We start from the raw sequence: 13,592 nt of genomic DNA on the forward strand, positions 1-13,592 counted from the left end.
TATGTATAAAAAAAAATCATGTAAAGCAGCCGGGCAATTATTGCTTTTGGGTATTATACTGGTGTTATCAGGTTGCCAAAAATACCTGACAGTCGATCCAATCGATCGTTTGACGGGGAATAACTTCTATCTGTCAAAAGCTGATGTAGAAGCGAACTTTGCCTTCATCTATTCCAAATTCTTCGAGAAAATCCGTGAAAGTTGGGTGTTAGGGGCGACAGGCGAAGCACGTTCTGGAGAGATCAGGGCTACAGTCGGATCGGGGGATGCCCGCACACGTCCACTGCGTAGCGCCAATGATATGGTCGAGGTGCTAGGTACAAACAACCTTATGTTTGCTATAAGCTTTTCCCGATTTGAAGATTATCAATTGAGAAAGATTACGGACTGGCGGGGGTATTATGAAGTAATACAAAGTACCAATATCTTGATTTCCAAATTAGAAGAGGGGATCCCAGGGGTAGAGGGGGCGGATCAGGTACGGTATATTGCGGAAGCCAAGTTCATGCGGGCGTTTACCTACTTTTGGATGGTTCGTATATATGGGGATGTGGTGTACTACACGGAGCCTTACTATAGGGACAAATTGCCGCGTGAAAATATGATATCGGTACTCAATAAATGTATTGCCGATTTGGCGCCTCATAAAGAACTGATGCCATGGACACACAGCGATCCAGCGCAACGGGGTGCCCGTCCGGCAAAAGGTGCCATTATTGCCCTTTTGATGCATATGAATGCTTGGAATGCGTCCTTTGATCGAGCAAATAGCCAAGCGTACCATACACAGGTGGCCGCATTGGGCAAGGAGCTCGTGGAAAGCAATGCCCACCGTCTTTACCCCATGACGGAGGAGTCTTGGGCTTTGGTTTCCAAAGGAAGGACCGAGGAGTCCTTGTTTGAGTTCTACCGTAGTGTGAATTACGGGGATGCAACGCTGTTCTCGGAGAGTTGGGATCGGTTCGATATACGCAACCATTATACGGTATGGAGCCATTTTCTGCGTTGGCCCTATCTATTCCCTAGACACGATAAATCCATCAGTCCTTGTTATTATGTCTCCGAATACATGAGGAGTATTTATCCGGAAGACGAATCTGATCTGCGTCGGGATCTATGGTTTGAGGATATAGATGCTGACGACGGACGTTTTGCGATGAAAAAGTTTGGTCTGAATGTCTTTGCCTCTGGTAATGAACAGGGATATCCTGACAATACGATAAGTATTTTTCGATATGCAGATGCCATCCTCTTACATGCCGAATCCTTGGCCGAGTTAGGTCGAGATAGCGAAGCCATTGCATCCCTAAATTTGGTACGGGAGCGTTCACAAGCATCTGCCTTCGCCGGTGCCGGTGGAACCGAATTGAAGGATTTTATTTATGAAGAGCGTTGCCGCGAGCTGATTGGCGAGGCTCACCGTTACTTTGACCTCATACGAACCCGCAGGATACTGAGTTCACAATGGACCATGAGACCCATGAATCTGGACGAATATAACCGGGGTGCATGGACTTGGCCGCTGGATCAAAGTGCCCGGGCGAATAACCCGAATATTGTATTAAATGAGTACTGGATCACAACAGGGAGATAATGATGAAAAAGATAAAAAAAATAAGAGGAAATTTAATCCTTCTGCTATTGGCGGTTGTTGCTTTCTTGGCATGCAGCAGAGACGATTATTACACCGACGGTGGACGGGCTGAGGCTATCTTTGACGGGTCTATCATGGAATATCTGGATGCGAAGCCACGTGAGTTTGATACCATTGCGCAAATTGTCCGTTTAGCAGGCTTGGAAGATCGTTTTAGAAGCGACGAATTTACCTTTTTTGCGCCTCACGATGCAGATATCAAGGAACTGATCGGAAGTTACACGGAAGGCGGATTGAACAGAAGCCTTTATGAACTGATGTTGGATACCATTGTAACGTTGGCGGATGTCGATCCAGAGATATGGGCTTTCTACCTCCAGCGCCATATGTTTCGAGGCAAAAACTTGTTGGCTGATTACCCCCAGATAGACCTGAATTTAAGATCCGTTTATGGCGGACAGAATTATTATTCCCTAGGCGATGCGGTATGTAATATTGGCGTTGAGTTTCAGGATGCGGTCAGTTCGGATGGTAGCTCGAGATTACAATACATGGGGTACAGACAGTTGGGGATCGGGTATATTCGAGACTTATCCAAACCTACTGAATATGGTCGGATTAATGTCTCCTCATCGGACATTCAACCCCGCAATGGCGTTGTGCATGTGCTGGATTACAGAGATGGCGAATTTGGTTTTTCAAACAACCAAGTAATAGTAGACATTATAGAAAGTAAAAGATAGTACGTATGAAAAATTTACGAACAAGATATATTTTAGGCATCCTGTGTTTATCCATTATGCTGGGCGGATGTAATAAGGAAACGACATTTTTCTCTGAGCCTTACGGAGAAGGAAAACCGCCGCTGGGGATTACATTTGATCCTGCGCAGGTACCTTCACCCAATGTTGGTGATATTGGATCCATTATAAAACTTAAGGCCAATGGATTAAATGAATACCTGGATAAGGCCGTCTTTAAGTTCAACGGGCAGGAAGCGGAGATTGTGCGTGTCAACGGAGATGAAGTCGAGGTAAAGGTCCCACCCTATGCCAGTACAGGCGTGACGTCAATTACGGTGGATGATGTCATTATTTTTGGTCCAGAGTTTACGGTCAATGGAAAGGTGCGTATCGACCCTACCTGGGAAGCCATTGCGGGGGCCAATGGGTCGGTGAACGGACGGTTACTGACCAACGACGGTAAAGTGATCTACGTCGGCAATTTTACGGATTACAACCGAAGAGGACTGGTACGGCCGATCAATCGGATTGCCCGGACATTCTCCAATGGGATCTATGACGTGAGTTTCCGTACCGGTCAAGGCGCCAATGGTTCCCTAAATAGTATCGTACATATTGGCAATCATTATTACCTATCCGGCGGCTTTTCGGCATTTGGACAGAAAAGAGATAATATATCTAATATCACCCGCATCCATTTGCATGGCGATGTAGACACCGTCGGTGTGCATCCTTTCCGGAGACCGGATCAGTCGGATACCTTAAAATATGTCCCTGCATTCAACGGAGGGTTCAACTCAGCCATATCACATCTTTATCCCCAAGAAAATAAGCTAATCGCAACCGGTAATTTCAGGTACTATGTCAGTAGACGGTATGATCAGCCCAATAGGTTAGAAACGCGTGATTCGGTTATACTCGATAGTGTGGAGATACGTCATGTCGCGCGTTTGAATCTGGACGGCACGCTGGATAAGACCTTCCGCTTTAATGGGGATATCCCTTTCGCAGGAGGAAATGGAGATATCGGGACGTTGTTACACGAATCGGGACCTCACCAAGGCAAAATTTTGGTGCACGGTTGGTTCAATCGTTTTGACGGAAAGGAAGTAGGTTATGTGACCCGACTGAATGCCAATGGCACAATTGATGAAACATTTAACCCCGGAGGATCGGGAGCCGATCTTTATATTACCAATATGACATACAACGCTGTGACCAATAAATATGTCGCTGTGGGATCCTTCCGGACGTACAATGGTAAACCAGCTATGCGGTTGGCTCTGCTCAATGATGACGGTACTTTGGACGAGACCTTCCAGGCGCAGACTTTCCTGAATGGACTCCCTACCTACGCCAAACAATTAGATGACGGGCTGATTGCGGTGGCAGGAACCTTCCTGACGTATGGAAATGTCACCCGAAACCGATTTATGATCCTGAATCCGGATGGTAATCTGGCAGATCCATTATTGAATGCAACTGGACAACTACTGGGAGGGGTAAACCAAATTATAGAGACCCGATCCGAGGACAATAAACGGGCTTTGCTGTTTTTTGGTTGGAACCTGTCCAAATTTGACAATAAGGATGTGTCGAATATATTTAGGGTGATTATTGAATAATATTTGGAAGATTATGAAAAGAAATACACAATTGAAAAACGTAAGGCTTTGGGGCCTGATATTCTTAGCGGTAGGCGTTTTTAGTCAGTGCAATGAGGACTTTACCAAGGTAATCCCGAAGGATGGAGAAGAAGAAGAAGTCGATGTCGTATATGGTTCGCCAAAGGTGTTGTTGCTGGTTGTCGATGGGGCTAGAGGTCAATCGGTACGCGATGCGGATATTCCTAACATGAATAGCTTACTCCCTAAATCTATACACACCTGGTCAAGCTTGAGCGAAGAGAATGCGCTTAGTGTCGCCGTCAATTGGACGGATCTGATTACCGGTGTCAATTATAGAAAGCATGGTGTCGTGGACAATGATTTTTCGAATAATAAATTGGAGACATATCCTTCTATTTTCAGTCGGATCGTTAATTTTGACGAATCCTCAAAGATCGATTTGATCAGTCCCAATCAGGCTTTCTTAGATAATTACGGCGAACATACTGAAACCAGTCTGGCATCCCAAGATGAAGATGTGAAGAATAAAGTAATTGCTAGTTTAGGCGTGGAAGATAAGACCATGATCGCGGCACACTTCGAGGCTATAAGCAAGGCCGGTTTAGAAAGTGGTTTTGACCTTTCCTTTCCTGCATACCGTCAGGCGATTGAGACCTTCGATGAACAGGTAGGTGAGATTGTGCAAGCATTGGAAAAACGAGAGAACTTTCAGCAAGAGAACTGGTTGGTGGTAATCACGTCCAGTCAAGGTGGGACATTTACCATTCCTCCAGACCAGGATGACAACACCGTATTCAGTAATCCAGCGTTGAATACCTTTACCATTATGTATTCACCGGTCTATGGCTCTAAATTTATTGATAAACCCTATATCGGAAACCGCATGTCTGGAGAGTTTTTGCGATTCAATGAGGGGAAATATGGGGAGTTACAGACAGAAGATAATGATCTTTTTGACTTGGGGTCGAGCAAGGATTTTACGATCGAGCTAAAAGTCAAGAAAAACAGGGGTCCTAATAACAATTGGCGGTTTAACTACGCGTCCTTAATCGGTAAAAAAATTGCTTGGCAAGGTAACTGGGGTAGTGAAGGACAGTCAGGTATGTATGGTTGGGTCATCCACTTGGCCGATGATTTCTGGATCTTCAATGCCCGGGGAGACCAAGGTACAGGAGAGGTTAAGGCCGATCAGCACCAACGCATGAACGACGCCAGTTGGAATGCCCTTACCATTGTTGGTCTGCACAGAGATGGTAGACGTTTTGTCCGATTATATACCAATGGTGTATTCAATCGTGAGGGAGATATCACAGATTGGGGGAATCTGGATAGCGATGCGCGTTTACGCATCGGACTGGTGCCGACATCGGAAACTGGCTCTGGATGGCGTTCGGATGTATATATGGCCGATGTCAAATTCTGGAACATTGCGCTGCCCGAAGATATGGTACAGCAGTATAGCTGTGAAATCGGCGTAGATCCTAACCATCCTTATTACGCCAATGTAGCGGGCTATTGGCCAATGATCGGCGGGGCTTCGGACGGATTTTTAATGGATGATGGGCCTTTGGGGCTTCACCTCAAGACAGGAGGCGAAGACTATGGCACGACCTTGCTCAATGATTACATTTGCGCGCCATCCACCGAACAGCTGGGACAGTTAGTACCCCGGACTTATGATGTTACGGCGCAGATCATAAGCTGGTTAAAGATACCTCGTCAATTGAGCTGGCAATTGGATGGACGTGTATGGTTGGATAAATAACCTTAATAATGTATGAAAAGGATAGTAAATTTTGGAGGAATACTAGTGTTATTGCTGAGCTTTGGAGCCTGTAGTGATGCTGATTTGGAAGAATTTGATCATCAAGAGAATAAAGCCGTAGAGATATCTGCCGGGGCGACTACGGGTACGATCTTGAAGACGAATGAGTCTTTGATCATTCCAGTAAGCATCGTGCTCAATGGTGCGGCCGGCAAAGCATTTGAAGTCCCTCTGTCCGTTAATCAGGATACGGTGGTCAAGTTGATTGAAGCAGGTGAGTTGGCCGATGTGACGGCTTTGTCTGCAGCATCCATTATGATTGACAATGTAGCCAAGTTCAAGTTTGGATCGGAAGCCGCACAGTTTAATATCGTGGTGGCTCGCACAGAGGTTGAGCAGCATTTTGGTAAAAAATTGGCCATAGGCTATTCATTGCAGAACGCAGGAAAGGAGAACTTGATTAATAATCAACAGAACACCGGGATCATTATTTTTGATACCCGAGAGGTCCTCACGGCCGAAGATATTCATTACATTTCGTTTCGTACCGGTGGTGCAGTTATCGAAGCCCGTAACAGGCAAAATTACGAAAGCTCCTCCGGAGGAATGACTATTCCGCTGATGGCAAACTTAGCCAGTTTTCCAGGTAACCCATTCACGGTTGATGTCCTGACAGATACAGATACTATTGCCAAAATGATTATGGATGGAATATTACCAGCCAATACAATTGCTTTGCAGGAGGATGACTTTACGATTAATCCGCGGGTGAATTTCCCGAGCAACACCAGTGAGGTCCGCTTCGAGGTCAGCGTGCCGTGGCATGTCATTAATGACAATATCGGAAAGAAATTGGCCCTGTTTATACGGTTGGAGAATCCTACCTTACACGTATTGGACACCGAGAGAAACTTTACAACGATACTGATTGACAGTGAAAATGTCATTGAAGTCGATGTAACTGATATGGGTGAGTTCTCGGTCAATCGGGACAATAATAGCGGACCGGATGGCAATGAAGGTTCAAAAAAATTGGTCGATGGCAATTTCTCCAGCAAATTTCTGCAATCGAATTTCGTTGGAGACTTGCAATGTATCATGGTCTTTGATGAGCCACAAAAAATAGGTGCCTATACCTTTACGTCTGGAAATGATGATAACAGAAGGGATCCTAATGGATGGCACTTGGAAGCATCTAACGATGGGGTGAATTGGACAACAATCGACACACGAAGCGGTGAAGTTTTTGCTTCACGACTGATGACACGTCGATTTGATGTCGAGTTTGCAGCAGCTTATACCCACTACAGATTAAATATTACGTCTATTGTTGGGGGGGTCGCCCTGTTTCAGATGTCCGAATGGCGAATGATTAGAATACCCTAACGAATTTAACACGATGATTATGACAAGGAAATTTTTATATATGATTTTGGCCATCGCAGTTGGCTTCGCTTCCTGTGAAAAACAAGAAACTGGAGGTATGGATGAAGACGGTGGTGATGGGGTCTTGCCCAAGCCTACAGCTTCGTTCTCGTATGGTACCCAGGATCCAACCGATCCCTTCACCATTCAATTTACCAACAGCTCGACAAATCTGTCAGAAAGCCGTTGGGCATTTGGTGACGACAGCACGTCGGCCGATGTGTCGCCTATCCACACATTTATTAAAACAGGAATATTCAATGTCAAGTTGGTCACTCTTAACGAAGAAGGCTTTTGGGCACAGCGTGAAGAGATTATTACCATCTCGCCGAGCAATCTCGTGCAACTTATTGCAGCACGCTCTGGAGACGAGCTTCAAGTGTCCTATCAAACCGGTATAGATGTGGCACAATCGGAATGGTTTGTTAAACAGCCTGACGGAACCTATTTTTTTGTATCACAAGAGGACGTTCTCTCCTTAGAATTAGCGGCGGGCCAATTTGCCGAAGCTTATGTGGAATTGACGACTCCAAAAGGTTCAAAAACCAGGTTAGACATGACCCTAACAGATGTAGGGATCGTCACTGATCTGACGAATCATAACAATACCTTCACGGTATCCCACGAAAATAGCGGCGGTAAAGAGGCGGGTGAAGGATCGTTAAAACTCATTGATAACAGCATCACCTCGAAGTTTTTAATATTCGATATCCATCTCATAGGAGGTCCATTTCACTGGCAGTTTGAATATATCGAACCACAGGTAATCAACGCCTATACCATGACTACGGGAAACGATGCTCCGGGCCGCGATCCAAGGAATTGGGAGCTATTGGCGTCAAATGATGGGGAGAATTGGGTAACGCTCGATACACAAAATGAGATCACTTTCCCTACTACGGGTGGTGCTAACAACAATGGGCGTCGGGCAACCTATACGTATCTCTTCGATAACACGACTCCCTACCATTATTATCGTCTGCAGGTGAGCGCGGTAGGATCTGGAAACCTGTTCCAGATGTCCGAATTTAGGATGCTACAGTTGCCGCAATAGAGGTAAGATTTTAACAATAAAAAAGCTGCACATACATTGGTATGTGCAGCTTATAGATTACGGGGCTAGGTTCTACGATGCGAAGATCGGACGGTGGAATGGTTACGTTTCAACCTGAACTAATTTTCGATCCTACCGAGCAAGAACAACCCGCCTTCCATACACAACCACAAGCCGATCATCAAATAGCGTCGTAAAGTACAAATACTCTTCCCCGCCATCTTTAATTTTGAACTTCTTTCGGATCTCTTCCACTTTCAATGGAAAATTTTTGGCGACGATATTCGCTTTTGTAATATCAACGTTCTTTTTAAAGACGGAAAACGGAATGACCTGTTGTATTTGAAAGATGCGTCCGGGAAGTTCCGCGAGGAGCTCGTCGCTGGTATACAGATGGCTGTGCTGATGCAGTTTCTGCAAGCCGAAAGTGGTCGCTACAGATTTGAAAGCGCCGGCTTTGGTTATCGCCACATCCGGATCGTATAGAAAGCCTAACGGTTCGCCGAATATTGGTTCCGATTCCTTTTCCTGTGTATAGTTAAACGAAAATATTTGTGGTTCATCCGACGCTAGGCGTACAGCATGAATGCTAGGTACACCCTGAAAGGATTTCTCTTGGACAAATAGCAGTTCCTTGCAGTCGTTTTCGATGCTCACCACATAAATATCTTTGACATGCGGCAATGCATTTAACGCACCTGAGATGTCGAGCAGGGGAGCTAACTTGGTGATGACCTTATTCGAATGTTGGAAAAATAATTCCTGATAGGCAAGGATGTTGGGTTCGCAATCTTCCAACCGGAAAACCTTTTGGTTTTTTACCCTGCGGGATGGATCGATGTAAATGTAATCATACCGTTTGTTGGACGAAGCCAAAAAAGCAATGCCGTCTCCGGCGTGGCATTGCACATTGTCAATGCCTAAGGCGTTAAGGTTATACGCTACGATTTGTGACAATTCCGGGTTGATTTCGCTGTGTGTTACCCTTTTTGCTTGTTGGGCAAAATAATAGCTGTCTACGCCAAATCCACCCGTTAAGTCTAATACGGTACTGTCCGGCGAGAGGAGCGAAGCTTTGAACTTTCCGGTTCCGGCTGAGGAACACTGTTCCAGATTCAATTTCTCGGGAAAATATAGTGCTTTGTTTTGCTCTGTCCAATCGGGGATCTTCTTACTTACTTTTTGCAAGCCGTGTATCTGTTGGGCAAGCTCCGATGACGATACCTGTGTAAAAGGACTTTTCTTCAAAGCGATGCTACTGGCATCCTCGAGGGCATGCTGCCGGATAAAATCCTGGACCTCCGATGATAAAACGGTATTATTCAACCTTTAACTCCTTAACTAATAACTGACAGGTATAGCTGTCTTTAAGTTCCCGAATTATTTTTTTATTTACGAGTACGCGGTCGATGGTTTCTTGATTGAAATAGCGGATGGTAATAAGTTCCAAGCCTTTTTCGACACTGACCTTATAGCGTTTTTCGAGTTCTTCCAATAAGGTGTCTACATTAGCTCCGGTATCGTCGATACTGACGCAGAAGCTGATGGCACTGTTATGCATCATATTGATTTTGATGCGATGGCTATGGAATAGGTTGAAGATATGGCTCAGATTATCCTCTACAATAAAGGAAAAGTCGCGTGGTTGTATACTCACAAAAACTTGATTGACCTTAAAAATAAAGGACGGAATAAGTAGGCCGTTATTCGTAGTGCGGATAAGTGTTCCCGGTGCTTCGGGATGTACGAAAGAACGTACATTTAGGGCGATTTTCTTATTCTGTAACGGCTTGATGGTTTTCGGGTGAATAACCGTTGCTCCGTAATAGGTAAGCTCAATGGCATCGGTATACGACAGTTCTGGAATAAGTTCTGTTGGGTTGAACCATTTGGGGTCTGCATTGAGTACGCCGGGTACATCTTTCCAAATGGTGACATCATCGGCCTGAAGGCAGGCAGCGAATATGGCTGCGGAATAGTCGGAACCTTCACGGCCCAATGTTGTCGTGAAATTTTCCGAAGTGGAGCCGATGAAACCTTGCGTGATAAGGATTTGCTCGTCAAGGAGGACAGGTAGTTCCCTGCGGATTTTCTCTTCTGTTTTTTGCCAATCGACTTCCGCTTCCTGATACGTATTGTCTGTAAAGATATAGTCACGCGCGTCTAGCCATTTAATGGGTAAACCGGTATGAGCACAGTAAGCAGCTAAGATTTTGGAGGAAACCATCTCGCCGGTGGAGACAATTTGGTCATGTAGGTAGTCGTATGAATCTTGTGGTTCTTCTTCCAGTATCCATTCAATTTCGACGAAGCAATTGGCAATTTCATCAAATATAGGATGAGGCGACATGCCGAAAAGATCGGTTAGAATTTGCTGATGTGCATTCTTTACGTTTTCCAATAGATCGAATGCTTGTCCGGTTTGGTCAACGAAATGTTGGGTTACGTCGGTCAGCGCATTGGTAGTTTTGCCGAGTGCAGAAACCACGACGAGCAGTTCGCTGGTCTTATATTTTTTGATAATATGTGCTACATTGCGTATGCTGTCCGCATCCTTTACTGATGCTCCGCCAAATTTAAATACTTGCATTAAACGTTTATTTTATAGCTTTTAACAACCGCTTGCCTTTGTCTGTCATGACGTCCGTCAATGCATGATAGGGAACAATCAGCGTTGTGGGGCCCTCCGCATAGGATTTGATTTCGTACGGGTTATAGTGAAACAAAAGCCCTGCCCGGGTCAGACCAAAGTTCTCTGCCAGCGTAAAAGTTTCGTCTTCAAAGAAATAAGCACTCCCGTAAGAACTGGTATCGCTTAATTGTTCCTGTTTTTTGAAATGATGCTCTACAATTTGACGCAAAGCAAGTGTGTCTTGAAAAAGATCGGTTAAGGCAAGCTTACTTCTATTTTGGATGTCGTAGTTAGACCAGATTTCGATTTCTATGCCGTGGGCGCCTCCCGTATATTCACTGATGGCGTTCTTTAGGGTGAGAAAGCCCGGCACATTCAAAACGACTTCGCAATCTTGGTTTCTAAACCAGGCGTGGAAGCTCGGCTGGTCGCTATTTATTTGCTCTTCCGCATATTCATTAAATCCACCGAGAAAGCTTTCTGCTACTTGGCTGGGGGTATGTTCGCCATCGACAAAGATGGCTTCGCGGACCAATGTATCAATCGCAGCAGAGAACACAGGATAACGTGCGGCATAATAGGTGGTATCCAAAGCCGTTCCGTCGGCGGAGAAATAGGGGCTGATTTCCTTGAAAGCCTCCATGTGGTAATCCAATGTATCGGTCACAGGCGCAAGGCTGTTTTGTACTGCAGATGTATCTTCCTGTGATGTATTTCTATTGACGCAATTATAGGCCGATAAGGTGGCAACCAATCCCATACTAAATAGCAGTTTTCTTTTCATCTATCGCTAAAATTTAAGGTTACGTTAAGCCATTCCCCATCAAAGTCGGCTTGGTATTTTTTATAGAAATTGATGGCTGGCTGATTCCAGTCCAGCACCTGCCACAGCATGCCGCTATAATTTTGTTCTTTAGCGTAGGTTATCGTCTGGTCTAGTAATTTTTTTCCGATACCATTGCCTCGTTCGTTTTCTGTTACGATAAGATCTTCCAGGTATAAGCGCCTACCTTTCCATGTTGAATAGCGGATATAGAAGAGTGACAGGCCTATAATTTCTCCATGACGTTCTGCTACAAATGCTCCCCAAACGGGTAAGGAGCCAAATCCGCTTTCCACAAATTCTTCCATCGAAACCGTCACGGCGTCTGGTGCTTTTTCATAAACAGCTAATTCTTGGATCAATGCCATCATCGCCGGACAATCTGTTTGTTTTGCCTTTCTAATCGTTACCATTTGTATTTATTTGGATGCGATTCGCTCTTAATCGTTGTTTTTATAATGTTTAATGACACGTTTGCCGAAAATAGTGCTTCCCAGCCTGACCATATTGGCGCCTTTCTCTATGGCCAGACTGTAGTCTGACGACATGCCCATAGACAGGGTGTCAAACGCATCATCTTTACGGAAAAAGCTCACTTTGATCCCGTCAAACAACATCTTTAGTTCATAAAACTCTTCCTTGATCACTTTTTCGTTTTCGGTGTTTGTGGCGATTCCCATGAGGCCCCGGATCCGTACGTGCTGCATGTGCTGATAGTCTTCACTGCGCAGCATTTCGATGAGCTCGGCGTGATCGAAACCAAATTTGGTTTCTTCGTCTGCAATATGTATCTGTAGGAGACAGTCAATGACACGGTTGTGCTTAGAAGCGTGTTTGTTGATCTCATTTAAAACTTTTAAAGAATCAACGGACTGTATCATGGATACAAAAGGAACGATATATTTTACTTTATTTGTCTGCAAGTGGCCAATAAGATGCCATTCAATGTCTTTGGGTAAGGCTTCATACTTTTCGACCATTTCCTGTACCATGTTTTCACCGAATACGCGCTGTCCTGCGGCATAAGCTTCCCTGATTTCATCATTAGATTTTGTTTTGGAAACGGCAACAAGGCTAACGCCGATGGGTTCTAGATCAATTTTTAAAGATTCAATATGTGTTGCAATACTCATTTTGCTGTAATTTCAAACGTTCGGAAACTGAAAAAAGCGGTTATTAGAATGCCTTTTTGTAATTTTGTACAAACTTACGAAATGCAGCGCTTAATACTTATTATATTGTCGTCGTTTTTTTTGATGATTTCCTGTGATCGATCGAAGCCGAAAGGCATTCTTTCGGAAAAAACGATGGTGGACTTGATGACCGATGTACACCTGGTGGATGGTTACCTGAACACGTTGCAGGTTGATAGTACCCGTAAAGTTATTGATGGGTTGTATGATGGTATATTTGAAAAATACGGTATTGATTCGGTTACGTTTAAAGAAAATATAAGTTATTATTTGGGTAATCCGATTGTTTCAAAGGAATTGTATACGAAAGTGACGAAAAAGTTAAATACTTATGAGGACGATTATCGCCGGACGGATTCGTTAAAAAATGCGCGGATTTCAGATAGTATACGGGTGGTACGGCGATATGAACGTTTGAAAGAGGATGCGCGCAAATTGATTTTGGATGTACAAGTGGACACAATACCATTGACCTATAGGGTTCATCAAAAGGAATTTATGGCGGGCGCGGAGCTCTATGCGGTTCAGCTTTATCAGCCCACGATTCAACCGGATGTACCGAACGAATCTGCAACAGAGGAATCGAATCTGGAGACGCCGACCAAGATTCAGGTGGATTCGAATAAGATAGCTGTCGAACAGAAGCCGGCTACTGTACCCCGGCGGGTGCGGCCGACACCGACGCTAAAAACCGTGCCGACGAAAGTAGAAGCGGAGCCGCTCGAAAATTAAGAT

General features: G+C 44.7%; 12 protein-coding genes. 7 read left to right on the plus strand and 5 right to left on the minus strand.

The genetic code is table 11. From position 1 onward, the window contains the following. Nucleotide 1: 1 nt before the first annotated feature. The 6 genes from C5749_RS02520 to C5749_RS02545 are packed head-to-tail and all read left to right on the plus strand — an operon-like array spanning nucleotide 2 to nucleotide 8,209. Nucleotides 2–1,594 (plus strand): RagB/SusD family nutrient uptake outer membrane protein, encoded by a 1,593-nt coding sequence (locus C5749_RS02520; protein ID WP_105725142.1) that lies wholly within the window; start codon nucleotides 2–4, stop codon nucleotides 1,592–1,594. Continuing rightward, a complete protein-coding gene (locus C5749_RS02525) occupies nucleotides 1,594–2,337 on the plus strand; it encodes a fasciclin domain-containing protein (RefSeq protein WP_105722716.1) in 744 nt (247 codons plus the stop codon). Before C5749_RS02520 ends, C5749_RS02525 begins: the two co-directional genes overlap by 1 nt. Before the next feature lie 5 nt (nucleotides 2,338–2,342). Continuing rightward, nucleotides 2,343–3,962 (plus strand): DUF5008 domain-containing protein, encoded by a 1,620-nt coding sequence (locus C5749_RS02530; RefSeq protein ID WP_105722718.1) that lies wholly within the window; start codon nucleotides 2,343–2,345, stop codon nucleotides 3,960–3,962. Nucleotides 3,963–3,975: 13 nt separating this feature from the next. Further along, the gene (locus C5749_RS02535) at nucleotides 3,976–5,730 is read left to right on the plus strand and encodes an alkaline phosphatase family protein (protein ID WP_105722720.1); all 1,755 of its coding nucleotides are present in this window, start codon (nucleotides 3,976–3,978) and stop codon (nucleotides 5,728–5,730) included. Nucleotides 5,731–5,742: 12 nt separating this feature from the next. Further along, entirely contained in the window at nucleotides 5,743–7,116 is a 1,374-nt protein-coding gene (locus tag C5749_RS02540) for a discoidin domain-containing protein (protein WP_105722722.1), read from the plus strand. 19 nt (nucleotides 7,117–7,135) lie between these two features. Then, the gene (locus C5749_RS02545; protein WP_146113664.1) at nucleotides 7,136–8,209 is read left to right on the plus strand and encodes a PKD domain-containing protein; all 1,074 of its coding nucleotides are present in this window, start codon (nucleotides 7,136–7,138) and stop codon (nucleotides 8,207–8,209) included. Nucleotides 8,210–8,341: 132 nt separating this feature from the next. Here C5749_RS02545 and C5749_RS02550 read toward each other — a convergent pair whose 3' ends face one another. The 5 genes from C5749_RS02550 to C5749_RS02570 are packed head-to-tail and all read right to left on the minus strand — an operon-like array spanning nucleotide 8,342 to nucleotide 12,797. Next, the gene (locus C5749_RS02550; protein ID WP_105722727.1) at nucleotides 8,342–9,535 is read right to left on the minus strand and encodes a THUMP-like domain-containing protein; all 1,194 of its coding nucleotides are present in this window, start codon (nucleotides 9,533–9,535) and stop codon (nucleotides 8,342–8,344) included. Continuing rightward, complete coding sequence (locus C5749_RS02555) at nucleotides 9,528–10,799, minus strand: aspartate kinase (RefSeq protein WP_105722729.1); 1,272 nt, start codon at nucleotides 10,797–10,799, stop codon at nucleotides 9,528–9,530. The genes C5749_RS02550 and C5749_RS02555 overlap by 8 nt, the downstream gene beginning before the upstream one ends. 7 nt (nucleotides 10,800–10,806) lie before the next feature. Next, on the minus strand, nucleotides 10,807–11,625 hold the full coding sequence (locus tag C5749_RS02560; RefSeq protein WP_105722731.1) for a DUF3298 and DUF4163 domain-containing protein: 819 nt from the start codon (nucleotides 11,623–11,625) through the stop codon (nucleotides 10,807–10,809). Next, nucleotides 11,622–12,077, minus strand: a complete 456-nt coding sequence (locus C5749_RS02565) for a GNAT family N-acetyltransferase (protein ID WP_219847883.1) — start codon at nucleotides 12,075–12,077, stop codon at nucleotides 11,622–11,624. Before C5749_RS02565 ends, C5749_RS02560 begins: the two co-directional genes overlap by 4 nt. Nucleotides 12,078–12,104: 27 nt before the next feature. After that, nucleotides 12,105–12,797 (minus strand): YggS family pyridoxal phosphate-dependent enzyme, encoded by a 693-nt coding sequence (locus C5749_RS02570; protein ID WP_105725144.1) that lies wholly within the window; start codon nucleotides 12,795–12,797, stop codon nucleotides 12,105–12,107. 81 nt (nucleotides 12,798–12,878) lie between these two features. On the opposite strand from C5749_RS02570, the gene C5749_RS02575 reads away from it, so the two are divergent. Beyond that, nucleotides 12,879–13,589, plus strand: coding sequence for a DUF4296 domain-containing protein (locus C5749_RS02575; protein WP_181151259.1), 711 nt, complete (start codon nucleotides 12,879–12,881; stop codon nucleotides 13,587–13,589). The last annotated feature ends 3 nt before the right edge of the window (nucleotides 13,590–13,592 follow it).

The sequence above is a fragment of the Sphingobacterium gobiense genome (assembly GCF_002980575.1).
In the GTDB taxonomy this organism is placed as follows: Bacteria; Bacteroidota; Bacteroidia; order Sphingobacteriales; family Sphingobacteriaceae; genus Sphingobacterium; species Sphingobacterium gobiense.

Coding starts and splice junctions, on each gene's coding strand:
- C5749_RS02535 (WP_105722720.1), top strand. CDS start 3,976: ATGAAAAGAAATACACAATTGAAAAACGTAAGGCTTTGGGGCCTGATA.
- C5749_RS02545 (WP_146113664.1), top strand. CDS start 7,136: ATGACAAGGAAATTTTTATATATGATTTTGGCCATCGCAGTTGGCTTC.
- C5749_RS02540 (WP_105722722.1), top strand. CDS start 5,743: ATGAAAAGGATAGTAAATTTTGGAGGAATACTAGTGTTATTGCTGAGC.
- C5749_RS02520 (WP_105725142.1), top strand. CDS start 2: ATGTATAAAAAAAAATCATGTAAAGCAGCCGGGCAATTATTGCTTTTG.
- C5749_RS02555 (WP_105722729.1), bottom strand. CDS start 10,799: ATGCAAGTATTTAAATTTGGCGGAGCATCAGTAAAGGATGCGGACAGC.
- C5749_RS02530 (WP_105722718.1), top strand. CDS start 2,343: ATGAAAAATTTACGAACAAGATATATTTTAGGCATCCTGTGTTTATCC.
- C5749_RS02560 (WP_105722731.1), bottom strand. CDS start 11,625: ATGAAAAGAAAACTGCTATTTAGTATGGGATTGGTTGCCACCTTATCG.
- C5749_RS02525 (WP_105722716.1), top strand. CDS start 1,594: ATGATGAAAAAGATAAAAAAAATAAGAGGAAATTTAATCCTTCTGCTA.
- C5749_RS02570 (WP_105725144.1), bottom strand. CDS start 12,797: ATGAGTATTGCAACACATATTGAATCTTTAAAAATTGATCTAGAACCC.
- C5749_RS02565 (WP_219847883.1), bottom strand. CDS start 12,077: ATGGTAACGATTAGAAAGGCAAAACAAACAGATTGTCCGGCGATGATG.
- C5749_RS02575 (WP_181151259.1), top strand. CDS start 12,879: ATGCAGCGCTTAATACTTATTATATTGTCGTCGTTTTTTTTGATGATT.